Genomic DNA, 22880 nt, shown 5'->3' on the forward strand with positions numbered 1-22880 from the left:
TCTGTTGCTGGTTATCCACATAAAAGAATCGGCCAAACCCGTTGATTCTTGCAAAAAAAACCAAATTGCCGCATGGTACGTTTTATCACGGGCATCAAGACCCGGCATCGAGGCGTGATCAAAAAGGCAGGTCACATGAAAATTGACGGATTCTTTAAGGCGGCCCTTCTTGGGCTGTGTTTTGCTGCAGGCCCCATTTCGGAAATGGCGCATGCAGAAAACTTACGGGTGGTACGTAAATCCACAGATTCGACACTGAGCGTGCCGATGAATCGCGCGGTCGTCGTCGAAAGCGAAACGGCCTTCGCGGAACTGAGTATTGCCAACCCGGCGATCGCAGACATTTCCTCGCTCAGCGACAGAACCATCTACGTTCTGGGCAAGGCACCGGGATTGACCACGCTGACACTATTGGATGCGAATGGTCGACTTATCACAAACGTCAATGTGCGTGTGTCAGCGGACATCTCTGAGTTTAAAGAGCGACTCCGCCAGATTCTGCCCGGAGAAAAGATCGAAGTTCGTACCGCCAATGACGGTATCGTCCTTTCCGGCATCGTGTCATCCAGCGCACGGTTGCAACGGGCCCTGGATCTGGCCGAGCGTTACGCAGAAGGGCGCGTTAGCAACCTGATGAGCGTGGGTGGCATTCAACAAGTCATGTTGAAAGTGCGCTTTGCGGAAATGAACCGCAACGTATCCAAGTCTCTCAGCTCATCCCTGTCCCTGAACGGATCTCTCTTTTCGGGTGACATCGATGTAACCGGAGGCAGCGGCACGACAGTGGGCTCCGGAGCGATTGACGGTGCACTAGGTGGGCGGGTGCCCGCCAACAACGAGAACAATGGTGCTATCCTGTTTGGTTTCAATGCAGGCAGCACGCGGGTTGGCCTTTTGCTCGAAGCCCTTGAAACCAAAGGGGTTGTTCGCACGCTGGCTGAACCGAACCTTGTGGCCCTCTCTGGCCAGGAAGCCCGCTTCCTGGCGGGTGGTGAATACCCCGTCCCCGTGGCACAGGAAGACGGCGTTATCACGGTGGAATTCAAACCGTTCGGTATCCAGCTCAACTTCATTCCTAGGGTCGTCGACAAGGACCTCATCAACCTGGAACTTGAAGCAGCAGTATCTGACATCGATACAACCAACGGCCTGACATTCGATGGCTTCACCATTGACGCATTCAGCCGGCGCGAGACCGCGACAACTGTCGAATTGCGTGATGGCGAGAGCTTTGCAATCGCTGGTTTGCTTGAAGACAACTTCATCGACAACAACAATCAGCTGCCATGGCTTGGCGATGTGCCAGTCTTGGGCGCGTTGTTCCGGTCAGCATCCTATCAGCGCAGCCAATCAGAGTTGGTGATCATCATCACAGCTCATCTTGTTTCTCCGGTCCGCGGCGACGCCCTGGCGCTGCCCACAGATCGGATCAAACCCCCAAGTGAGCGGGACCTGTTCCTGTTTGGACGCACAGCTGCTGGCACGCGTGCCCCCAAGCAGGGCGGTGCAGGCGAGGTTGCCAAGCAAGACTTCTCCGGCTCTTATGGCTACGTGTTGGACTAAGGACAGGGTCATGAAACCGATCTTCACCGTCGCAATGACAAGCATCTTGGCCCTTGGCGCCTGTAACGCGTCCAATGACCCGGTCTACACACAGTTCTATCGGGAAGCCGGTGCGCTGGTCGATACGGGGCAGTTTGGAAATGCAACGGCCAACAATACTTTGATCCTTACGGGTGAGCGGCAATACACCTTTGACCTCGCTCAGCGTTTTGCGACCGAGGTTGGTACAACGGTCAACTTTGCGTTCAATTCGTCTCAACTGGATGCGGGCGCACGCGATGCACTGCGCGAACAAGCTGTGTGGATCCGTCAGTTTCCGGAAATACGGTTCCGCGTGTACGGGCATACCGACGCCGTCGGTTCCGCCGCATATAACAAGCGTCTGGGCCTCGCCCGAGCCAACGCTGTTGTGGCCTTCCTGACCAGCCAAGGCATCAACCGCTCGCGTCTCGAAGCCGTCGCGTCCTTTGGTGAAACGCAGCCATTGATCGTCACGCAAGGCCGCGAACGGCGCAATCGCCGCACGGTGACTGAGGTTACCGGTTTTGTAAAATCGCATCCAACGGTACTGGATGGGAACTATGCCCAGATCATCTATCGTGACTACGTACAGTCGGCCGAAGCCCAAAGCACGCTGACCGGAACGTCAGGTACCGAGTTCAGAACAGAAGAGTAAAACCACTCCATTTTATCAAAGGGCCCGCAGACAATCATGTCTGTGGGCCCTTTATCGTTCTGAGATACCCAACAATTGGAGTTTTTTGGCCCAAATCTCGCCTGAATTCGTTGCGACAACTGCCCCTGAGGACACGTATGCCCGGCAAAAGCTCCGGGCGCGGGCCAGCGTATCCACCTGCCAGAACGGCACAATCGGATACCAGGCCCATTGAGCAAAGGACGAGTGGGCAATGAGCAGCGCAATGCCGCAACCGGAAACTGCACCAATCACGGCATGTACCATCAGCCGTGATGTTCAGAATTTCGACCTGTTGATAGAGGACATGGAACAGGCGCTGGGCGAAGCCTGGGGCGATCTCGGTTTTGCCGAAGCCTTGGCTTTCTTCAATCAACCCGATGCCGAAGCCATGGAGTTCGTGGCGCTGGCGCTTAACGAAGAAGACGAAGACAATCTGGTTCTTCTGGGCGAGATCATCACGCAGGCCAAGGCCCACGGTATCAAGGTGATCCTGATCGCCGAAGACGTGACACCGGCATCCCTGCATCAGTTATTGCGCCAAGGCGCGGACGAATTTGTCCCCTACCCTCTTCCTGAAGGTGAATTGCAACAAGCAATCGACCGTTTGCAAGCCAGCGGTCAACCTCAACCCGTTGGCGATGAAAAGACAGCCAACCTCAAATCCGGCGTGGACAAGCAGGGCGCGATCTTTGTCTGTCATGGCGTGGCTGGCGGAACAGGCGCCACGACGCTGGCCGTGAACCTGGCTTGGGAACTGGCCCTGTTGTGCAAAACCGAAACGCCCTCGGTCTGCCTTCTGGACTTTGACTTTCAGTTCGGATCTGCCTCGACCTATCTTGATCTGCCGCGGCGAGAAGCAGTGTTTGAAATGCTATCGGACACCGAAAGCATGGATGAAGAGATTTTCGGTCAGTCGCTTTTGACGTTCGAAGAAAACCTGCAAGTGCTGACGGCGCCCGCCGACATGATCCCTCTGGATCTTGTCACTCCCGAGGATGTGACACGGGTGATTGACATGGCCCGCGCGCACTTCGACTACGTCGTCGTTGATATGCCATCAACGCTCGTCCAATGGACCGAAACCGTGCTGAATGCATCGCATCTCTACTTCACGACGCTCGAAATGGACATGCGGTCGGCCCAGAATACGTTGCGCTTCAAACGCGCGCTGCAAGCCGAAGACCTGCCGATCGAAAAACTGCGCTACGTACTGAACCGCGCGCCGAAATTCACTGACTTGGGCGGCAAGGCACGAGTCAAGCGCTTGTCGGAAAGCCTGGACATCTCAGTCGAGGTGCAGTTGCCAGAAGGAGGCAAGCCTATCAGCCAGGGGGCTGATCACGGTGTACCGCTGGCAAGCTCCGCAGCCAAAAACCCTTTGCGTCGAGAAATCGCCAAACTGGCCGCGTCCATCCATGAACTCAGCGAGGATCACGCCAAGGCGGCGTGATCTGGCAACCGGGGGTCACTCGATGTTTTCCAAATACAAAAAAGCCGAAGCCAAACCTGCCGCAGCACCTGCGGACAAGGTTGCCGAGATGCCCAAGGCAGACGCGTCCAAGAAAATTGCACGCAAACCGGCTCCGTCAAAATCCGCGACAGTCACCCCTATGGACAAGGAACGCAAGCGCAAGGAGCGCATGGGCGAGATCAAGCTCGAACTCCATCGTGCGCTTTTGGACAACCTGAACCTCGCCGCGCTCGAACATGCGACTGAACAGGACCTGCGTCAGGAAATCAGCGCAATTTCGACCGAAGTGCTGACAGAAAAGAACATCATCCTGAACCGTGAGGATCGCCAGACCCTCAATCAGGAACTGTTTGACGAAGTGACGGGGCTCGGCCCCCTTGAAACGCTTCTGAAAGATGAATCTGTCAACGATATTCTGGTCAACGGGCCTCAGCAGATATTTGTCGAACGGTCGGGTAAGCTGGAACTGACCGACGTCACGTTCAAGGACGAACGACACCTCCTGCGCATCATCGACAAGATCGTGAGCGCGGTGGGCCGTCGTGTTGACGAATCCAACCCTTATGTGGACGCCCGTTTGCAGGACGGTTCGCGTTTCAACGCCATGGTGCCCCCCATTGCGGTGGACGGTAGCCTTGTGTCCATTCGTAAGTTCAAAAAGGACAAGCTGGGCATCGACGACCTGGTGAATTTCGGTGCCTTTACCGAAGAGATGGCTGCTTATCTTCAGGCTGCCGTTGCCACGCGCCTGAACGTCATCGTGTCGGGTGGTACCGGGTCCGGGAAAACGACCACGCTCAATGCTCTGTCATCCTTCATCGACAATGCCGAACGTATCCTGACAATCGAAGACACCGCCGAACTCCAACTGCAACAGACCCATGTGGGCCGGATGGAAAGCCGACCACCTAACGTTGAGGGCAAGGGCGAAGTGTCACCACGCGACTGTTTGAAAAACGCCCTTCGTATGCGCCCTGACCGCATCATCGTGGGCGAGACGCGGGGCGAGGAAGTCATCGACATGCTCCAGGCCATGAACACTGGCCACGACGGATCGATGACCACGATCCACGCCAACTCTGCGCGTGACGGCGTAAGCCGTTTGGAAAATATGATTGCCATGGCCGGGATCGAAATGCCGATCAAGGCGGTGCGGTCTCAGATCTCGTCGGCTGTGAACCTGATCGTGCAGGCGTCGCGTCTACAGGACGGGTCACGCCGTATGACATCGATCACCGAAATCACCGGGATGGAGGGTGACGTGATCTCGATGCAGGAAGTTTTCCGCTTCCAGCGCGTCGGCCTCACGCCCGACAACAAGATCATAGGCCACTTCACCGCCACCGGCGTCCGTTCACACTATTCCGAACGGTTCCGTCTGTGGGGCTATGACTTGCCCGCTTCCATCTATGAACCCGTTGCCGCCGAGTAAGGACCTGAAACGATGAGTGCAGAACCAATTATCTACGGCCTGATCTTCATCGGCGTTCTGGTGCTGGTCGAAGGCCTGTACCTTGTCGCCTTTGGCAAATCGATCAGCCTGAACAGCCGGGTGAACCGTCGTCTGGAGATGCTGAACAAGGCCGGTGGGCGTCGCGAAGAAGTGCTTGAACAGCTCCGCAAGGAGATGCAGCAGCACATGGGCGCACGGTCCATCCCACTCTACTCGCTGCTGGCGGACAAGGCGCAAAAGGCGGCCATCGCGTTCACACCGCAACAGCTGATCATGATCATGGCTGGACTTTCAGTTGTGGCCTTTGTCGGGCTGAGCGTCGGAACCGAAACGGACACGCCGGTGCGCATTCTCATGTCCATAGGCATCGGCATCGGTGCGGTCTATTTCTGGGTGGCCTCCAAGGCCGGCAAACGGCTGGGTATGATCGAAGAACAACTGCCTGATGCCGTGGAACTCATGGTGCGGTCGTTGCGCGTGGGTCACCCCTTCAGCTCGGCCATCCAGATCGTCTCGAAAGAGGTACAGGACCCCCTGGCTTCGGAATTTGGACTTATCGCCGATGAATCCGCTTTTGGGCGCGACGTGGGTGAAAGCCTTAAGGATATGGCCGAACGGCTCGACATGCAGGATTTACGCTTCCTTTCGGTGGCCGTGACGATCCAGCAGCAATCCGGTGGTAACCTCGCCGAAATCCTCGCCGGTCTGGCCAAGGTGATCCGGGCACGCTTCCGCCTGTTCCGTCGGGTCAAAGCGATCACGGCCGAAGCCAAGTGGTCCGGCAAGTTCCTGTCAGCCTTCCCCATCGTGGCGCTGATCGTCATCAACGTGACCGACCCGCATTACTACGATGAAGTGCGCGATCACCCCTACTTCATTCCTGCCTGCTTTGCCGTGGGTATCTTCCTGGCCGCGAACCTGATGGTGATGCGCGTCCTGACCAACATCAAAGTGTAAGGAGCCTGCTATGGACGCCCTAATGCAATCCATAACGGACACGCTTGGCCCGCTTGGCTTTATTGTCCTGGCCGGCGTGCTTGGCGTGATGATGGTCGCAATCGTGGTCATCATGATGCTGCGGCAGCCCGAGGACCCGCTGACCAAACTCAAGAAATCCAGCCAGATGGCCACGACGACTGGCCCGGGCAAAGAACGCCTGCGCCAGGGTGCGCGGAACGAACAGCTTGAGCGTTTTTCAAAATTCCTTGAACCCGAGGATGTCGCCGAGCTGTCCAAACGCCAGCTGACACTGCGCCAGGCGGGCTACCAATCCCGTGACGCGGTGCGCATGTTCCATGCAGCCCAGTTTCTATTGGGTGTCCTTGGCCTCGCCTTGGGGGTTGTCTATACCAACTTCATCGTTGGCACCGACAACATGACGACGCAAAAAATCATCATGTTCACCATCGGTCCGGGCGGCGCGGGTTACTACCTACCCCAATACTGGGTGACACGCCGCGTCGAGATGCGAAAAGAACAGATCACGCAAGGCTTCCCCGACTCGTTGGACATGCTTCTGGTGTGCGTCGAAGCGGGCCAATCGCTTGATCAGGCCATCACTCGCGTTGCCGGAGAATTGCGGGCCTCCTATCCCGCACTGGCGGATGAATTCATGGTGGTCAGCCTTGAAATGAAGGCTGGTAAGGACAAGGTAACCGTGCTGAACGACATGGGCGAACGCTGCGGCGTGCAGGATGTAGCCAGCTTTGTGACAGTGTTGGTGCAGTCCGCCAGCTTCGGTACATCCATCGCCGAGGCGCTGCGGGTCTACGCGGGCGAGATGCGCGACAAACGCGTCATGCGCGCCGAAGAGGCCGCCAACAAGTTGCCAACCAAGATGACGCTCGCCACCATGATGCTGACGGTTCCGCCGCTGTTGCTGATCCTTGTGGGTCCATCCGCACACGGTATCACGCAACTTGGCAATATGAACGCACTCGGCAACTAGGCCAACCGCCTGAGCCGTGGTACAAGACAACACCGCGCGTCCATTTCGGGCGAGCGGTGCAGTCAATTTTGAGGCGTGGCGAAGACCACAATGATCACAGGCATCCGGGCGTTTCTCGCTCTCTTTCTTGCGTTTGTCCTGACCGCTTGCGGTGAACGAGGCATTGATGCGTCTCAGACCGGACCATTTGCCCCCGGCGTCGACCGCCGTGCGGATGGGGTTGACGGGGTTGAAGTGGGCCACCGCCTGATTGCTGCGGGCGAATTTGAATTGGCCATCAAATCCTTCAATCGTGCGGCGCTCGACCGCGGTGGATTTGACGCCGAGATACTGTCCGGGCTGGGAACGGCCAATCTCGGACTGGGGCGTCTGAACCAGGCCGAAAAACTTCTGCGCCGCGCCACAACGGAATATGATCCGGTCCCCTCCGACCTCAACAACCTTGGTGTTGTACTGATGGAGCAGGGCGAAACGTCCGAAGCCGTCCAGATCTTTCGCCGTGCCTTTGCCCTGGATGACGGAGAAAGCACACTTATTCGGGATAATTTGCGCTTGGCACTCGCAAAATCTGAAAATTCTGATACCGTAGAAATCAATGAGAGCCAGTACAAACTGGTCCGTCGAGGCAGCAGCGACTTTTTGATCCGCACTGCATCTTGATTTTTCCACCTTCGGGTGGGTGTGAGGTTGCGCTGTCACAGGCGCGAAAGGGATGCGACCGGGCAGCAAAAAGCACGGCGCGAACGAGCAGGAAAAAGGACGCAAACATGCGCCACTCTGTATTCATGGCTGTCGCTCTTTCGGGCGCTATGGCCCTTGCCGCTTGCGACCAGAAAAACGCCGACGAAACCGTGGAACGGGCCTTTCAAGACGTGAATGTCGTAGATGAAAGCGACCTGAACGACGTGATGCTGACCGTAGCGGACCCGAATGAGGCGGTTGCCTACTTCAGCCGTACGACGAAGGAAAACCCGAACCGAATTGACGCACAACGTGGGCTTGCCGTCAGCCTTGTACGCGCCAAACGCTATACAGAGGCCAGTTCAGCCTATGCCAAACTGGTAAAGCTCGACGGCGTGACCAATGATGACCGCGTAGACTTTGCTGATGCCCTGTTGCGATCAGGTGATTGGGCACGGGCCGAAGAAGAGCTGGACAAGGTTCCCCCGACTGTCGAGACCTTCAAGCGCTATCGCCTCGAAGCCCTTGTTGCTGACAGCAACAAAGAATGGAAGAAAGCGGACAGCTTCTACGAAACAGCCGTCGGCCTGACGACACGCCCCTCCGGTGTGTTGAACAACTGGGGGTACTCCAAGCTCACGCGCGGCGACTTCAACGATGCAGAGCGTTTGTTCACTGATGCAATCCGTCAGGACCCCAGCCTGTTCACAGCCAAGAACAACCTCATCCTCGCCCGTGGCGCGCAAGGCAACTACAGCCTGCCAGTGATCCCCATGGATCAGACAGAACGCGCGCAGTTGCTGCACACGCTGGGCTTGGCTGCCGTGAAACAGGGCAACCTCGAAACAGGCAAGGGCCTCTTGCGCGACGCCATCGAAACGCACCCGCAGCACTTCGAAGCCGCAGTGCGGTCTCTGCGTGCGCTCGAGAACAACGTCTCGAACGGATAAGACATGATTGCGCTTTCGGCCACAGCCGCCCTGTGGTTCATGCCGCTTATGGTGCCGATCTGTCTGTATGTCGCTTACACCGACCTTGCAGAGATGCGGATCACCAATCCAACAGTCCTGACGATGGCCGCCATCTTTGCGGCCATGGGGCCGTTTTTCTATTCCCTTGATGCCTATCTGTGGCAGCTCGCCCAGTTGGCCATCGTGCTGGTTGCGGGCATCATCCTCAATGCTGCTGGAACCATGGGGGCCGGAGACGCCAAATTCCTCGCAGCCGCAGCACCCTATGTCGCCCTCGGAGATATCCATTTGCTCATGGCGCTCTTTGCCGCCGTGCTTCTGGCCGCCTACAGTGCGCACACCATTGCAAAGCACACCTCTCTGCGCACATTTGCACCCGACTGGGCCAGTTGGAGCCAAGAAGGGCGCAGATTCCCTATGGGCTTTGCACTTGGCCCTACCCTTGCGATCTACCTCGGGCTGGCAGCGCTGTACGGCTCTTGACCTGTTGCGGCCACATTTTGGCCGAAGTGCTGCGATAAGCCAAGCACAACAAAACGCAGCAGAACACAGGCCACCCCATGAACATGCAAGTCTCGGACGTGATTGCGCCGCCGGCTCCCAAACGACTGGAAGAGATGAAACTGCCCGTCGTGATGATGCGAGACATCTTGCTGAAAACCATGTTCCGCAAGAACCTCGACATGGTGTCCGACCTCAGCCCGGCGCTGTGTTTACCCATCCCGGTGGTTCAGGAACTCATCGACATGTGCCGCGACCAGCGGCTGATGGAGGCAACCGGTACGCTCAATGCCAACAATGGCAATGAAATGGGCTACCAGCTGACGGACGGCGGCAAGGCGCGCGCCCTGGATGCCCTGGCCCAATCCGAGTATTTCGGCGCTATGCCCGTCCCACTGGATGTCTATCGCGAACAGGTCAAACGCCAATCCATCCGCAACATCATGGTCACACGCCAGCAGCTGACTGGGGCTATGGGCCACCTCGTCCTGCCCGACGACCTTCTGGACCAGCTTGGTCCGGCGGTCAGCGCAGGCCGGTCGATCCTGATGTATGGCCCTCCGGGCAACGGTAAATCGTCTATCTCGAACGGCATCCGCGACGCGTTGGGGGACAACGTCTTTGTCCCACGTGCCATCGAATATGCGGGCCAGGTGATTACGGTCTATGACCCGATCGTACACGTGCTGGCCCCGGAAGACGCTCAGGACCCTACATCGCTGCGCCGCAAGACGCCCTATGACAAGCGCTACGTCAAATGCGAACGTCCTACGGTGATCACCGGGGGGGAACTGTCGCTGGACATGCTGGACCTCGTCTACAACCCCACGGCACGGACCTACCAGGCGCCTCTGCAACTGAAATCCACCGGAGGCATCTTCATCGTGGACGACCTTGGCCGTCAGGCCGAACCGCCACAGGCGCTGGTTAACCGCTGGATCGTTCCGCTCGAAGAATCCAAAGACATCCTCGCCCTGCAATCAGGTGAGAAATTCGAGGTGCCCTTCGACACGCTGGTCGTCTTCTCGACCAACTTCCACCCCAACGAAATCTTCGACCAAGCCGCCCTGCGCCGGATCTTCTTCAAGATCAAGATCGACGGCCCAAACCAGGCAAACTTCCTGAAAATCTTTGCCATGGTCGCCAAGAAGAAAGGGATGGCCCTGAACGAAGAAGCGCTCGTATACCTGCTCAAGGTGAAGTATCCGACGATCGACAATATCTACGCCAACTACCAGCCGAACTTCCTGGTGGATCAGATGGTCGCCACCTGCAACTTCGAAGGCATCCCGTTGCAGATGACCCCACAGCTGATCGACCGGGCCTGGGCCAACATGTTCGTCAAGGACGAACATATCGTCAAATGATTGGTCTCGCGGGCTGCGGGCGCATGGGGCTGCCAATGCTGGCCGCCCTGCGCGACGGAGGCACGCGGGCCAAAGGCTTTGATGTTGTGGACAAGGGCCTGCCCCACACCACCACAAACATCATGGCCTTTGCCCCCGAAGTGGAAACCCTATTTTCCGTGGTCCGGGATGAAGAGGAAACCAACGCTCTTCTGTTTGACACCCAGAACCTTATGGGCACCGCACCCAAGCTGCGGCGCATCTTCATTTGCTCCACTCTTTCACCGCGCTACGTTCTCGGCCTGCGCGACAGGGTGCCGGACCACATCACCCTGATCGACGCACCCATGTCCGGTGCGGTCATCGCCGCCGAAAACCGCACGCTCAGCTTCATGCTTGGCGGCACACAAGCCGACATCGACGATGCCAAGCTGCTGCTTGCCCTCATGGGTCAACACTTCCACCACATGGGCGCATATGGTGCCGGGATGCAGGCCAAGGTTTTGAACAACCTGCTCGCGGCGTCTCACACTGCAATGACCCGGCTTGTACTGGACTGGGCGGATGAGGCCGGGCTCGACACTCAGCACCTCCTGAACCTGATCGAAACATCATCGGGCCAAAACTGGCTCGCCTCAGGCTTCGACACAATCGAATTTGCCAAACACGGCTATGCTCCCGACAACTCCATCGGCATTCTGGTCAAGGACGTGGCAGCAGCCCTCGACGCCGCCCCAGACGGCGCTGACACATCGCTTCCCAAACAGGTCCAGGCCAGTGTCAGGGCTTTGCAACCTCGCCGCTGAGCCAATTCCACTCTCATACCCAGTCAGCGCTTCATCGCAGCCTGCAACAGCTTTGTCGTCTCTTCCTTCCACAAGGACCGCTTCGCATAGTGAATGGGCTGCGCAGGCGTGTATTCTGCATCATAGGCATGTGGATCAGCACCGCAGGCGAGAAGATGCCGGACCACGGCAGGCGACGAAATCATCGCAGCCCGATGCAAGGCGGTCTCATCCAGCGTGTGACGAAAGTTCACGTCCGCTCCTGCCTCGATCAGCCTGTCAATCCAGGTGATGATCTCCCTTGCACTCAAGGCGTTCGCGACAGACCTTTCCATTTCCAACAACGACTTCAGAGGACTGTATCCTTCGTCATCACAAAAATTTGCAGGTCCCCCCTGGGCCAAAACCCAATCGAAAACCGCGAACTGGCGCGCGTGTATCGCGTGGGTGACCCAGGATCGCGTAAATGTTGTGTCCTGCCCAAATGGGAAAGGTGGGTAAGCCTCGGCAACAAACTTCAAAAACGCGAGTTTTCCTTCGCGCATCGCCTCAAAGACCTCATTGAAAAGGTCTTTCGGGACACCAGGCTCAAATTCTGACATGCGCGAGCATTGGCATGAACATACATCACTGCCAAGGCAAAGGCTGCCCGCACGACACAAGCGCTTCGCGGTGGCCAAGGTCACACCGGTTCACCGTGCGTTGCGTTAACCTCACCACGACCGTCCGTTGGGGGTGTAAAGGGGGTGTACGGATGCTGCACGGGGGGTGACACCCTGCCATACGCGCTTAACCTCCCTGAACACTGGGTAAATCCCCGTACGAGTCATCTCCCCCTTCCCTGTTTTAAAAAAATCCCCGCCGGAGGCTCCCACACTTCCCACCTGCGCCACACCCGCTACATTGCGCCCCATGACTGCCACCCTCCCACGCATCTTCACCGACTGGTTCTCCTCCAAAGGGTGGAACATCCACCCTCACCAGCAAGAGATGCTGGAACGCGCAAATGACCCCGCCATCCTGCTGATCGCGCCCACGGGTGGCGGCAAGACACTGGCCGGTTTCCTGCCAACACTGGCCGATCTGGCAGAGAATGGTCACGAAGGGTTGCACACGCTCTACATTTCCCCACTCAAGGCGTTAGCCGCTGATATCAAAAGAAATCTCCGGACACCTGTAAGCGAAATGCACCTCGGTATCCAGATCGAGGACCGCACCGGCGACACCTCCGCCACTCAGAAAAAACGACAGCGCGCCGACCCACCGCACATCCTGCTGACGACACCGGAAAGCCTTGCGCTGCTCACATCCTACGAAGACGCGCCGCGCATGTTCGCAGGCCTCAAACGCGTGATCGTCGATGAGATCCACGCGCTTGCGGAAAGCAAACGCGGCGACCAGATGTTTCTCGCGCTCAGCCGCCTCCAAGCCCTCCGCCCCGATCTCAAGCGTGTCGGCCTCTCCGCCACAGTCGAGGACCCACAGGCCATTGCTCACCTATTGGCAAAACACCCCGACCCTTGCGACATACTCCATGCAGACCCCGGCCCACCGCCGGACATCAAGATGCTGGTGACAGACGAGCCTCCCCCATGGTCTGGGTCGGGCGGCAAATACGCGATCCCGGCGGTGCTGGAAGAGGTCAAGAAACACAAGACCACCCTCATCTTCCACAACACCCGCGCCCAGGCCGAGCTCTATTTCCATAACATCTGGCTTGCCAATGAAGACCAGCTTCCCATCGGCATCCACCATGGCTCGCTTGATCGCCAACAACGCGAAAAAGTCGAACAGGCCATGGTTGACGGCCAACTCAAGGCCATCGTCTGTACCGGTACGCTCGATCTGGGTATCGACTGGGGTGACGTTGACCTGATTATCCAGGTCGGCGCACCCAAGAACGTCAAACGTCTGGTGCAACGGATCGGCCGCGCCAACCACCGCTACAACGCACCCTCCAAGGCATTGCTGGTACCTGCCAACCGCTTCGAAGTGGTGGAGTGCGTGGCCGCTCTGGACGCTGTGAAAGCTGGAGCATTGGACGGCGATCCCCGCGGTCCCGGCCCCCGCGACGTTCTCTGCCAACACATCCTGATCCGTGCCTGCGCAGGCCCCTTTGATGCAACGACCCTCTACGAAGAGGTCAAAAGCACCGGCGCCTATAGCACACTGAGTAAAGAAGAGTTCGACGCTTGCCTCGATTTCTGTGCCACTGGCGGTTACGCCCTGCGCGCCTATGATCAATGGAAGCGGTTGCAACAGCGCCCTGACGGTCAATGGCAACTCCGCGATCCGCGCAGCGCCCAACGCATCCGTATGAACATTGGTACCATTCAGGACACCGACACGCTCAAGGTCCGCTACAAGGGCCGTGGCGGCAAACCTTTGGGAGAGATCGAGGAAGGCTTTGCTGCCTCACTCACACCGGGCGACACATTCCTGATCGGCGGGCAGATTGTCCGCTACGATTCCTTGCGCGAAATGACAGTTCAGGTGACCCGAGACGCCGCAAAGAAGCCCAAGATTGCCACCTTCCTCGGCACCAAATTTGCCACCTCGACGCAGCTCAGCCACCGCATCATCGAGATGTTCCAGCAAGACACATGGCCTGCCCTGCCGCCACACACATCCGAATGGCTGACCCTGCAACGCCAAGTCAGCCGCCTGCCCGAACCGGGCCGCCTTCTCATTGAAAGCTTCCCGCATGACAACCGGATCCACACAGCCGTTTACGGCTTTGCGGGCCGTAACGCCATGCAAACACTCGGACTTCTCCTGACCAAACGAATGGAGGAAACGGGCCTGAACCCCCTCGGCTTTCTCGCCACCGACTATGCGACACTGATCTGGGGTCTGAACAAGATCACTGACCCGGCCCCGCTGTTTGACATCGACGCCCTGCGGGACGGGCTCGACCGTTGGCTTGCGGGCAACGCCGTTATGAAACGCACCTTCCGCGCGTCCGCCACGATCGCCGGATTGATCGAACGCAACCTGCCCTCCAACCGCAAGACTGGACGACAAGCCACCTTCAGCTCCGACATCCTCTACGACACGCTCGCCAAATACGACCCAGACCATCTCATGCTGCAGATCACGCGCGAAGAAGCGATGCGTGGTCTTGTCGACTTTGGCCGGATCGAAGAAATGTGCGCGCGCATCGGCACCCGCATCGACCTGATTGAACACGACCGCATCACGCCCCTGGCGGCCCCGCTGATGCTCGAAGTGGGTCGTGTGCCCATCAAGGGGCTCGCCGAAGAAAAGCTGCTCGCCGAAGAAGCAGAACGGTTAATGACCACTGCGGGCCTGCCGCCCGAACCAAGGAAAAGGGAATGGCGCGTCCCCTTCTAGTCCCCAGCTTCTTCTGACCGGAAATACCACGGGGTTTGGGGCAGCGCCCCAACCGCAAGGCGCATCTTGATGCGCCCCGCCTCCACCGCTATGAACAAAATATGAACACGTGCGATCTCTCTCTCGCTGGCGCAGCGCTCAAGGCGCTTGGATCCGGTGCACTCTATTGGCCCGATCAAAACCTGCTCTGCATCTCGGACCTGCATCTGGGCAAGGCCGAACGCATCGCCAGACGCAGCGGTATGCAACTGCCTCCGTACGAGACGCGCGATACCCTCACCCGCCTCGCCTCTGATCTGGAAACGACAGGCGCACGCACGGTTGTCTGCCTTGGTGATAGCTTCGATGACCTCACCGCGGCACGCACCCTGCCCGAAGAGGAACGGCTTTGGATCACCAAACTGCAGGCAGGTCGCCGCTGGGTTTGGATCGAGGGCAATCACGATCCCGGCCCGATAGAATTCGGCGGCACGCACCTGGCTGAACTGCCCATCGGGGCGCTCACCTTCCGCCATATCGCCAAGCCCGGCGCCAGTGGCGAGGTGTCCGGGCACTACCACCCAAAGGCGACGTTACAGACACGAGCACGCGCCATCTCGCGTCCTGCCTTTTTGATCGACAGCGACAAGCTGATCCTGCCCGCCTACGGCACGTATACCGGCGGCCTACGCAGCCACAGCCATACGCTAAGCCAACTGATGCGTCCCGATGCAAGCGCCGTGCTCACCGGTCCCCGGCCAGTGCAAGTGCCCATGCCCCGTGGGGCTGCATGAAGGACCGGATCAAAGCCAGTTTTGCACGGCAAAGCATGATGCAGACCTTTGGTGCCACTCTGGACGCTATCGAAGCAGGTCTCGTTACTATCTCGGCCCCGATCCTGCCCAGCAGCCGCCAACAACAGGGCTTTGCCCACGCAGCGCTCACCTTCGGCCTTGGGGATAGCGCGGCAGGCTATGCCGCACTCACCACTCTCCCCGAAGACCAGGAAGTTGTCACCGCAGAGATCAAGATCAACCTCATTGCGCCCGCAACGGGCGAGCGGCTCCGGGCAAAAGGCCGGGTCGTGAAACCCGGCCGTCGCTTGATTGTAGTCACATCAGAGGTGTTCGCCGTAACCGGGGGCAAAGAAACACTGGCCGCCATCTTGCAGGGCACGATGGTCCCGGTGAAGACGTAAGGCGGAGGTGTCCTCGGCCCCGCGCGTCAGGCTGTCAGGCCTTCCGGTTCCGCCAACCCGTTTGCACGACAGCACGCCGTCACGGTATTCGCCAACAGACACGCGATGGTCATCGGCCCCACACCACCCGGCACGGGCGTGATGGCGCCCGCCACGTCGGCGCAGCTGTCATAGTGGCAGTCCCCCACCAGCCGCGTCTTGCCCTCACCTTTCTCGGGCGCATCAATCCGGTTGATGCCGACGTCGATCACCGTGGCACCGGGCTTGATCCACTCACCGGTCACCATCTCTGGCCGCCCAACAGCCGCCACGACAACGTCCGCACCTCGCACGACATCTTGAATGTCTTTCGTCCGTGAATGCGCAATCGTCACGGTACAGCTATCGCCCAGCAGCAACTGCGCCATCGGCTTACCAACGATGTTTGACCGGCCAATAACCACGGCATTCAAACCCGACAGCGAGCCATGATGATCGCGCAGCATCATCAGGCAGCCCAGCGGTGTGCAGGGCACCATCGACTTCTGCCCGGTTCCCAGCAGACCCACATTCGAGATGTGGAACCCATCTACATCCTTGGCCGGATCGATGGAGTTGATCACCAGATCCTCATTCAAATGGCCGGGCAACGGCAATTGCACCAGAATACCGTGGATCTCCGGGTCCTCGTTCAGCGACTTTACAACTGCCAGAAGGTCTTCTTCGGACGTGTCGGCATCCAGCTTGTGCTCAACACTCTTCATGCCGACCTCAACGGTCATCTTGCCCTTGGACCGAACATAGACCTGGCTTGCCGGGTCTTCGCCCACCAACACAACGGCAAGACCGGGCGTGATCCCATGCGCTTCTTTCAGGCGGGCCACATGGTCAGCCACTTGGCCCCGCACTTTGGCCGCAAAGGCCTTGCCATCAATTACAGTCGCGGTCATGTCGATTGGATCTCCTCACTTATCGGACAAAATTCACCTGATGCGCCCAGGTTTCGCCATCGCTGATCACCAGTGTGTCGAATTCCATCAGTTGCAGCAGATCAAAGAAGGTTGCTACGAATTGCAGCTCTTGCGCGCGAAAGAAGTCATTGTTGCGCATATTGGAAGTCATTTGCGCCAACACAGCGCGGGCACGGAACAGGGTCGAAAAAACGTCATCGTCCAGCGCAATGACAGTCAGATGCTTCGCGTCTGCCCCCTTGGCAAAAAACACAAATCGCGGGCTTTCGGGGGCGGCCAATTGGGCCACTGTCAGGTTCGTTACGAACTCGACCCGCACGCCCTTGCTGGAATCAGGCGCCTCGCGGATCACACGGGTGAAATCCTCTGTCGAGGTCACATCCGGGTAGTAGTACCCCTCATATCGCTCCTGCGCCTGGGCCGTCGCGGCGGCAAAGACAAGGGTGGCAATCAGTGCAAGCAATCTGGTCATAGGTCGTCCTCCAAGTAATGGAGAGCACGCTGACCGCCGGAGCGGTGTCGGGTCAATGAGATTTCAGCCCCGTCATCGCTTTGTGACGGGGCCGAGAGGTGATGTGTGATCAGAACAGGCCTTCGATCTGACCATCATCGTTCAGCATGATGTTTTCCGCAGACGGTACGCGGGGCAGACCGGGCATCGTCATGATCTCACCGCAGACAGCGACGATAAAGCCTGCACCGGCACTCAGACGCACTTCGCGTACCGGCACTGAGTGGCCCGTGGGCGCACCGCGCAAGTTCGGATCGGTCGAGAAAGAGTATTGCGTCTTCGCCATGCAGACCGGCAGGTTGCCATAGCCCTGTTCTTCCCACAGCTTCAGCTGATCACGGATTTTCTTGTCCATGAGCGCCTCGTCCGCGCGATAGATGCGCTTGGCAATGGTCTGGATCTTCTCCGCAAGAGGCATGTCGTCGGGGTAGATGGGCGCAAAGTTCGCGGTATCGGCATCCGCCAGTTCCGCCACTTTGGTTGCCAGATCCGCAGAACCTTCCGAGCCCAGTTCCCAGTGACGCGACAGGATGGCGTCGGCTCCTTGCTCGGCCACGAAGTCCTTGACCGCCTGAATTTCAGCATCGGTGTCGGTGACAAAGTGGTTGATCGCCACGACGACCGGCACGCCAAAGGATTTCAGATTTTCGATGTGGCGCCCCAGGTTCGGGCAACCCGCCTTGACCGCATCCACATTCTCTTCGCCCAAATCGGCCTTGGCCACGCCACCGTTCATCTTCATGGCGCGCACGGTCGCAACACAAACAACGACAGAGGGCGCGAGGCCCGCTTTGCGGCACTTGATGTTCATGAATTTCTCGGCACCAAGGTCCGCTCCAAAGCCCGCTTCGGTCACAACGTAGTCAGCCAGTTTCAAAGCCGTTGTGGTGGCGATGACGGAGTTACAGCCATGTGCGATATTGGCGAACGGACCGCCGTGGACGAAGGCCGGGTTGTTTTCCAGCGTCTGCACAATGTTTGGCTGCATTGCATCCTTGAGCAGAACGGTCATTGCACCATCGGCCTTGATGTCGCGCGCAAAGACGGGGCTGCGGTCGCGGCGGTAGGCCACGATCATGTCACCCAGACGCTTTTGCAGGTCCTTGAGGTCCTTGGCGAGGCACAGGATCGCCATGACCTCGGACGCCACGGTGATGTCAAAGCCTGCCTCACGTGGGAAGCCATTGGCAACGCCGCCGAGCGACGCCGTGATCTGGCGCAGCGCCCGGTCGTTCATGTCGACGACGCGGCGCCACACGACGCGGCGTGTGTCGATCTCGAGCTCGTTGCCCCAGTAGATATGGTTGTCGATCATCGCCGACAGCAGCGAGTGGGCCGAAGTGATGGCATGGAAGTCACCTGTGAAATGCAGGTTCATCTCTTCCATCGGCACAACCTGGGCATAGCCACCACCTGCGGCCCCGCCCTTCATCCCGAAATTCGGGCCAAGCGACGCCTCGCGGATGCAAACGCACGCGTTCTTGCCGATGCGGTTCAGACCATCACCCAGACCCACGGTGGTCGTCGTCTTGCCTTCACCGGCAGGCGTGGGGTTGATGGCCGTCACAAGGATCAGTTTGCCATTCTCGCGATCCTGCACCGAGTTGATGAAGGACTGAGACACCTTGGCCTTGTCATGCCCATAGGGCAGCAGATCGGCACTTTCGATACCCAGCTTGGCCCCGATCTCCTGGATCGGTTTCTTTTGCGCCTCGCGCGCGATTTCGATGTCGGATTTATAGGCCATGGTCGCTCCCCGCAGTCCTGAATGGGCATGTCTTTCGTGGCCTGCATACAGGCGTATGCCTAGGGGATATGCGTGCGATTCCGACATTTTGGGACGTTGCAGCGGCCCAATCACAGTCGCCGGTTTCATTTCGGAAACGGTGGGCATGAACGCGAAACCCGTCCGGTGGCGGAGGGCACCTCCGCCTTACGACCAAGATGTGACACCGTAAGGCGCAGTTCACTGCGCCCGCGCGGCAGAGGACACCTCTGCCTTACGAGGGATCAAACCTGTAAGGCGCAGGTGTCCTGCGCCCCTTCTGGTTAGCCTGCGCGCGCCGCTTCCAGATGTGGCCAGACCGGCTGATCGGGCACGTGCAGGGTCAGCACATCCCCAACCGCCAACCGCCCACCATGTTCGACCCAGGCCGTCACACCACGCCGTCCCTTGGCCGCTGGCTTGTACAGCTTCCCCAGACCCTGTGCCTCTTCCTCAATCTCCTTGCCGGGATAGATGCAGGGACGGTTTTCAATATCAATGGCAAGACCCACGCCGCTTTCCGACATCAAGCGAGAGGCCGGGGGCACATGGGTAAAATTAGGAATCCCCTCAATCACCAGGGACGCTCCGACCCATGCAGGATCAATGTGCTCCAACCCCATCTCGGTCGCTGTCGCGGCCAGTTCCTCGGCACTCAGGATCGACAATTGGCGCGTGTTACGTATCTCTGTTCCGGGCGTATATTGCGACCGTACGCGCACGCAAGATGGACGCGTCGGTCCACCATGATCCTCACCCGGAAAGCCATCCAACGTGACGTCGACAGATCGGGCAGGCACAGCGCGCAAGCTGGCCTCCCGGCTTGGAACGTGCCCCAGCCACGTGATCTTTGCCGTAAAGGATGTCGGTTTCAGTGCAGGCATGTCGACCCCTCAATCAAGTGTTTCCAGGGTCCTATCAGCGCGCTGCCTGCATGACCAATGACGCTTTGCTACCGCGCGCGCACAATTCGTGATGACTTACGGCTGGATCGGTCTGCGCATACGACGCAAGGCCGGGCGGACCAACAGCGGCGCCAGGCAAACACAGCACCAGAAGATCGATCGACCAACATACCAATCCAGCAAGTACCAATGCCACAGCGCGAGTGCGGCAGCAGGATAGACCAGCAGATGCAGGGATTTCCATTTCCGCCCCAAGCGCCGCACCGACCAGTTGTTCGACGTCAATGCGAGAACAACAAAAAAAGCAAAACTCAACCAGGCAACGGCAAATTCCAGGTGCCACATATCGAAAAGGACAGCAGTCAGACTGCGTTCATCTGCCAAGTAGTACCATAGATGCAGCGCCGCATAGGTTGCGCTGCCGAGGCCCAGATGCCGCCGTCTGCGCAACAGCCAACGTCCGAATCCCTGCCCGCCCCCAATACGGTTGATCAATAGCAAGGTCGGGGTGACTGAAAGCGTCGCGATCAACAACCACACCGACCAAACGCCGCTGTCAAACATCAGAGCCGGGTAGTATGCGTCAGCGTTCCATAATCCGCGAAAGGCGCTTTGTCCCGGCCACAGCATGGCGAGGTAGAAAACAGGAACGGACTGTACTGTCGCCTGCAAAAGAGCCATTGGGGACCACATGGTTCAAAACCTGGCAGTCTTGGAGAAACGCTACAAGCCCGCTCGCACGGACGTGATGGCAAGCATCAAAGAAAAAGGCCCACTCAGAAGCGGGCCTTTTCACATATCTGGATCGGGATCAGCCTGTGGGCTCGGGCTCCATCCCACCATCGCCGGACGGGCCCGACTTTTTCTTCGCCTTGGGAATAGCCGTCAGGCTGGGCTTCTTGTCCTCAACCGCTGATCCGCCATCCTCATCATCAGGCGCATGTGGTGGCTCACCGTTCATGACGCGTTCGATCTCTTCGCCGGTCAGGGTTTCGTATTCCAAGAGACCCTGCGCCAGACGCTCAAACTTCTCTTCATTCTCGGTGATGACCTTCAGTGCCCAGTCGTACCCATCCTGAATGAACTTCTGAACTTCCTGCTCCACCAACTCCTTGGTGTTGGCAGAGACCGAGAAACCAGCCGTGTTGCCCTGATAGCCCTGTGCGGCTTCGGAATAGTCGATGTTGCCGACCTTGTCTGACATGCCCCATTGCAGCACCATCGCACGCGCGAGAGCTGAAGCTTGCTGAATATCGCCCGCCGGACCGTTGGACACGGAATCGGGGCCATATTTGTGGATTTCGGCCGCTTTGCCGGCCATTGTCATGGCCAGACGCTGGTGACATTCATCCTTGAACATATTCAGGCGGTCCATCTCGGGCAGGCTCATCACCATGCCGAGCGCACCACCACGCGGAATGATCGTCGCCTTGTAGACAGGGTCGCACTTGGGCAGCAGGTGCCCGACCAGCGCGTGCCCAGCCTCGTGATAGGCGGTCATTTCCTTCTGCTCAGGCGTCATGACCATGCTGCGGCGCTCGGGGCCCATCATGACCTTGTCCTTGGCGGATTCAAAATCGATCATTGTGACGAACCGACGACCCACGCGGGCCGCCATCAAAGCCGCCTCATTCACAAGGTTGGCTAGGTCCGCACCCGAGAACCCGGGCGTGCCGCGCGCGATGATGCGCAGATCAACATCAGGACCCAGCGGCGTCTTGCGGGCATGTACGCCCAAAATCTTCTCACGGCCCTTGATATCGGGGTTGCCCACAGTGACCTGACGGTCAAAACGGCCCGGGCGCAGCAGCGCGGGGTCCAACACGTCCTTACGGTTGGTGGCCGCGATGATGATCACACCTTCGTTGGCTTCAAATCCGTCCATCTCGACCAGCAGCTGGTTGAGCGTCTGTTCACGCTCGTCATTGCCGCCGCCATAGCCCGCGCCCCGGTGGCGACCCACAGCGTCGATCTCGTCGATGAACACGATACAGGGCGCGTTTTTCTTGGCCTGTTCGAACATGTCGCGCACACGGGACGCACCCACACCCACGAACATTTCAACAAAGTCAGAACCAGAGATGGTGAAGAACGGCACACCCGCCTCACCGGCAACGGCGCGAGCCAACAACGTCTTACCTGTGCCCGGAGGGCCCACCAGCAGCGCACCTTTGGGGATTTTTCCGCCCAAACGGCTGAACTTCTGCGGGTTGCGTAAGAACTCGACGATCTCGTCCAGTTCGTCCTTGGCCTCGTCAATGCCAGCCACGTCATCAAAGGTCACGCGGCCATGCTTTTCGGTCAGCATCTTGGCCTTGGACTTGCCAAAGCCCATGGCCCCGCCTTTGCCGCCACCCTGCATCCGGTTCATGAAGTAAATCCACACACCGATCAGCAACAGGAAGGGCAAGAGCGACAGGATAAACGTTTGGAACCCGGACTGTTGCTGCGGTTCAACTTGTACAGGCACCTCGTTTGCGATCAGCAACTCGGTGATCGCCGCATCTTCGGGCTTGATGGTCACGAAGTCATCCGTTCCACGGCGAAAGCGCACCTGCTCGCCATCAAGGGTCACCTGCGTGACCGATCCGTCTTCGACAGCGGACACAAATTCGGAATAGGTGATCTCACGGCTTTGCAGTGTATTGCCCGACCCGCCAAACAGGTTGAACAGCGCGAGGATCAGCAGAAACAGAACAACCCAGAAGGCGATATTACGTGCGTTTCCCAAGGAAAGTCTCCTGATTACATCGGCACGCGGCCATCGCCCGCACCGTTTCCCTTAAGATAGACATGCTGCGC

21 protein-coding genes are annotated in these 22880 nt (G+C 58.5%); 14 read left to right on the plus strand and 7 right to left on the minus strand.

Annotated features, from left to right (window positions below; genetic code table 11):
• Positions 1 to 135 precede the first annotated feature (135 nt).
• From IE087_RS08340 to IE087_RS08390, 11 genes are all read left to right on the plus strand, one after another.
• Complete coding sequence (locus tag IE087_RS08340) at positions 136 to 1563, plus strand: type II and III secretion system protein family protein (RefSeq protein WP_189369299.1); 1428 nt, start codon at positions 136 to 138, stop codon at positions 1561 to 1563.
• Positions 1564 to 1573: 10 nt separating this feature from the next.
• Complete coding sequence (locus IE087_RS08345) at positions 1574 to 2239, plus strand: OmpA family protein (RefSeq protein WP_189368852.1); 666 nt, start codon at positions 1574 to 1576, stop codon at positions 2237 to 2239.
• 232 nt (positions 2240 to 2471) lie between these two features.
• Positions 2472 to 3710 carry a CpaE/TadZ family protein gene (locus tag IE087_RS08350; protein WP_189368853.1) on the plus strand — a complete coding sequence of 413 codons (1239 nt, stop codon included), beginning with the start codon at positions 2472 to 2474 and terminating at the stop codon, positions 3708 to 3710.
• A 22-nt stretch (positions 3711 to 3732) separates the two neighbouring features.
• Positions 3733 to 5163 (plus strand): TadA family conjugal transfer-associated ATPase, encoded by a 1431-nt coding sequence (locus IE087_RS08355; protein WP_189368854.1) that lies wholly within the window; start codon positions 3733 to 3735, stop codon positions 5161 to 5163.
• A gap of 12 nt (positions 5164 to 5175) precedes the next feature.
• The gene (locus IE087_RS08360; protein ID WP_189368855.1) at positions 5176 to 6141 is read left to right on the plus strand and encodes a type II secretion system F family protein; all 966 of its coding nucleotides are present in this window, start codon (positions 5176 to 5178) and stop codon (positions 6139 to 6141) included.
• Positions 6142 to 6151: 10 nt separating this feature from the next.
• The gene (locus IE087_RS08365; protein ID WP_189368856.1) at positions 6152 to 7132 is read left to right on the plus strand and encodes a type II secretion system F family protein; all 981 of its coding nucleotides are present in this window, start codon (positions 6152 to 6154) and stop codon (positions 7130 to 7132) included.
• Between the two features lie 90 nt (positions 7133 to 7222).
• Positions 7223 to 7792 (plus strand): tetratricopeptide repeat protein, encoded by a 570-nt coding sequence (locus IE087_RS08370; protein WP_189368857.1) that lies wholly within the window; start codon positions 7223 to 7225, stop codon positions 7790 to 7792.
• A gap of 107 nt (positions 7793 to 7899) precedes the next feature.
• Positions 7900 to 8763 carry a tetratricopeptide repeat protein gene (locus IE087_RS08375; protein ID WP_189368858.1) on the plus strand — a complete coding sequence of 288 codons (864 nt, stop codon included), beginning with the start codon at positions 7900 to 7902 and terminating at the stop codon, positions 8761 to 8763.
• A gap of 3 nt (positions 8764 to 8766) precedes the next feature.
• A complete protein-coding gene (locus tag IE087_RS08380) occupies positions 8767 to 9267 on the plus strand; it encodes a prepilin peptidase (RefSeq protein WP_189368859.1) in 501 nt (166 codons plus the stop codon).
• 77 nt (positions 9268 to 9344) lie between these two features.
• The gene (locus tag IE087_RS08385) at positions 9345 to 10652 is read left to right on the plus strand and encodes a DUF8689 domain-containing protein (RefSeq protein WP_189368860.1); all 1308 of its coding nucleotides are present in this window, start codon (positions 9345 to 9347) and stop codon (positions 10650 to 10652) included.
• Positions 10649 to 11437 (plus strand): NAD(P)-dependent oxidoreductase, encoded by a 789-nt coding sequence (locus IE087_RS08390; protein WP_189368861.1) that lies wholly within the window; start codon positions 10649 to 10651, stop codon positions 11435 to 11437. Before IE087_RS08385 ends, IE087_RS08390 begins: the two co-directional genes overlap by 4 nt.
• 23 nt (positions 11438 to 11460) lie before the next feature.
• Here IE087_RS08390 and IE087_RS08395 read toward each other — a convergent pair whose 3' ends face one another.
• On the minus strand, positions 11461 to 12018 hold the full coding sequence (locus tag IE087_RS08395) for an ankyrin repeat domain-containing protein (protein WP_189368862.1): 558 nt from the start codon (positions 12016 to 12018) through the stop codon (positions 11461 to 11463).
• 310 nt (positions 12019 to 12328) lie between these two features.
• Here IE087_RS08395 and IE087_RS08400 point away from each other — a divergent pair, with 310 nt between their 5' ends.
• From IE087_RS08400 to IE087_RS08410, 3 genes are all read left to right on the plus strand, one after another.
• A complete protein-coding gene (locus tag IE087_RS08400; RefSeq protein ID WP_189368863.1) occupies positions 12329 to 14770 on the plus strand; it encodes a ligase-associated DNA damage response DEXH box helicase in 2442 nt (813 codons plus the stop codon).
• 101 nt (positions 14771 to 14871) lie between these two features.
• On the plus strand, positions 14872 to 15543 hold the full coding sequence (pdeM, locus tag IE087_RS08405; RefSeq protein WP_189368864.1) for a ligase-associated DNA damage response endonuclease PdeM: 672 nt from the start codon (positions 14872 to 14874) through the stop codon (positions 15541 to 15543).
• The gene (locus tag IE087_RS08410; protein WP_189368865.1) at positions 15540 to 15947 is read left to right on the plus strand and encodes a PaaI family thioesterase; all 408 of its coding nucleotides are present in this window, start codon (positions 15540 to 15542) and stop codon (positions 15945 to 15947) included. Before pdeM ends, IE087_RS08410 begins: the two co-directional genes overlap by 4 nt.
• A gap of 26 nt (positions 15948 to 15973) precedes the next feature.
• On the opposite strand, the gene folD is transcribed toward IE087_RS08410, so the two are convergent.
• The 6 genes from folD to ftsH form a co-directional block, all read right to left on the minus strand.
• Positions 15974 to 16876 carry a bifunctional methylenetetrahydrofolate dehydrogenase/methenyltetrahydrofolate cyclohydrolase FolD gene (folD, locus tag IE087_RS08415; RefSeq protein WP_189368866.1) on the minus strand — a complete coding sequence of 301 codons (903 nt, stop codon included), beginning with the start codon at positions 16874 to 16876 and terminating at the stop codon, positions 15974 to 15976.
• Between the two features lie 19 nt (positions 16877 to 16895).
• Positions 16896 to 17369, minus strand: coding sequence for a hypothetical protein (locus tag IE087_RS08420; RefSeq protein WP_189368867.1), 474 nt, complete (start codon positions 17367 to 17369; stop codon positions 16896 to 16898).
• A gap of 109 nt (positions 17370 to 17478) precedes the next feature.
• The gene (locus IE087_RS08425) at positions 17479 to 19155 is read right to left on the minus strand and encodes a formate--tetrahydrofolate ligase (protein ID WP_189368868.1); all 1677 of its coding nucleotides are present in this window, start codon (positions 19153 to 19155) and stop codon (positions 17479 to 17481) included.
• 302 nt (positions 19156 to 19457) lie between these two features.
• Positions 19458 to 20057 carry an MOSC domain-containing protein gene (locus tag IE087_RS08430; protein ID WP_189368869.1) on the minus strand — a complete coding sequence of 200 codons (600 nt, stop codon included), beginning with the start codon at positions 20055 to 20057 and terminating at the stop codon, positions 19458 to 19460.
• Between the two features lie 96 nt (positions 20058 to 20153).
• Positions 20154 to 20759 carry a ferric reductase-like transmembrane domain-containing protein gene (locus IE087_RS08435; RefSeq protein WP_189368870.1) on the minus strand — a complete coding sequence of 202 codons (606 nt, stop codon included), beginning with the start codon at positions 20757 to 20759 and terminating at the stop codon, positions 20154 to 20156.
• A gap of 130 nt (positions 20760 to 20889) precedes the next feature.
• On the minus strand, positions 20890 to 22809 hold the full coding sequence (gene ftsH, locus IE087_RS08440) for an ATP-dependent zinc metalloprotease FtsH (RefSeq protein WP_189368871.1): 1920 nt from the start codon (positions 22807 to 22809) through the stop codon (positions 20890 to 20892).
• Positions 22810 to 22880 lie beyond the last annotated feature (71 nt).

The sequence above is a fragment of the Tateyamaria omphalii genome (genome assembly GCF_014651375.1).
Classification (GTDB): Bacteria; Pseudomonadota; Alphaproteobacteria; order Rhodobacterales; family Rhodobacteraceae; genus Tateyamaria; species Tateyamaria omphalii.

Excerpts from the sequence above, each read along its gene's own strand:
- IE087_RS08340 (WP_189369299.1), top strand. The coding sequence starts at position 136 with ATGAAAATTGACGGATTCTTTAAGGCGGCCCTTCTTGGGCTGTGTTTT.
- IE087_RS08345 (WP_189368852.1), top strand. The coding sequence starts at position 1,574 with ATGAAACCGATCTTCACCGTCGCAATGACAAGCATCTTGGCCCTTGGC.
- IE087_RS08350 (WP_189368853.1), top strand. The coding sequence starts at position 2,472 with ATGAGCAGCGCAATGCCGCAACCGGAAACTGCACCAATCACGGCATGT.
- IE087_RS08355 (WP_189368854.1), top strand. The coding sequence starts at position 3,733 with ATGTTTTCCAAATACAAAAAAGCCGAAGCCAAACCTGCCGCAGCACCT.
- IE087_RS08360 (WP_189368855.1), top strand. The coding sequence starts at position 5,176 with ATGAGTGCAGAACCAATTATCTACGGCCTGATCTTCATCGGCGTTCTG.
- IE087_RS08365 (WP_189368856.1), top strand. The coding sequence starts at position 6,152 with ATGGACGCCCTAATGCAATCCATAACGGACACGCTTGGCCCGCTTGGC.
- IE087_RS08370 (WP_189368857.1), top strand. The coding sequence starts at position 7,223 with ATGATCACAGGCATCCGGGCGTTTCTCGCTCTCTTTCTTGCGTTTGTC.
- IE087_RS08375 (WP_189368858.1), top strand. The coding sequence starts at position 7,900 with ATGCGCCACTCTGTATTCATGGCTGTCGCTCTTTCGGGCGCTATGGCC.
- IE087_RS08380 (WP_189368859.1), top strand. The coding sequence starts at position 8,767 with ATGATTGCGCTTTCGGCCACAGCCGCCCTGTGGTTCATGCCGCTTATG.
- IE087_RS08385 (WP_189368860.1), top strand. The coding sequence starts at position 9,345 with ATGAACATGCAAGTCTCGGACGTGATTGCGCCGCCGGCTCCCAAACGA.
- IE087_RS08390 (WP_189368861.1), top strand. The coding sequence starts at position 10,649 with ATGATTGGTCTCGCGGGCTGCGGGCGCATGGGGCTGCCAATGCTGGCC.
- IE087_RS08395 (WP_189368862.1), bottom strand. The coding sequence starts at position 12,018 with ATGTCAGAATTTGAGCCTGGTGTCCCGAAAGACCTTTTCAATGAGGTC.
- IE087_RS08400 (WP_189368863.1), top strand. The coding sequence starts at position 12,329 with ATGACTGCCACCCTCCCACGCATCTTCACCGACTGGTTCTCCTCCAAA.
- pdeM (WP_189368864.1), top strand. The coding sequence starts at position 14,872 with ATGAACACGTGCGATCTCTCTCTCGCTGGCGCAGCGCTCAAGGCGCTT.
- IE087_RS08410 (WP_189368865.1), top strand. The coding sequence starts at position 15,540 with ATGAAGGACCGGATCAAAGCCAGTTTTGCACGGCAAAGCATGATGCAG.
- folD (WP_189368866.1), bottom strand. The coding sequence starts at position 16,876 with ATGACCGCGACTGTAATTGATGGCAAGGCCTTTGCGGCCAAAGTGCGG.
- IE087_RS08420 (WP_189368867.1), bottom strand. The coding sequence starts at position 17,369 with ATGACCAGATTGCTTGCACTGATTGCCACCCTTGTCTTTGCCGCCGCG.
- IE087_RS08425 (WP_189368868.1), bottom strand. The coding sequence starts at position 19,155 with ATGGCCTATAAATCCGACATCGAAATCGCGCGCGAGGCGCAAAAGAAA.
- IE087_RS08430 (WP_189368869.1), bottom strand. The coding sequence starts at position 20,057 with ATGCCTGCACTGAAACCGACATCCTTTACGGCAAAGATCACGTGGCTG.
- IE087_RS08435 (WP_189368870.1), bottom strand. The coding sequence starts at position 20,759 with ATGGCTCTTTTGCAGGCGACAGTACAGTCCGTTCCTGTTTTCTACCTC.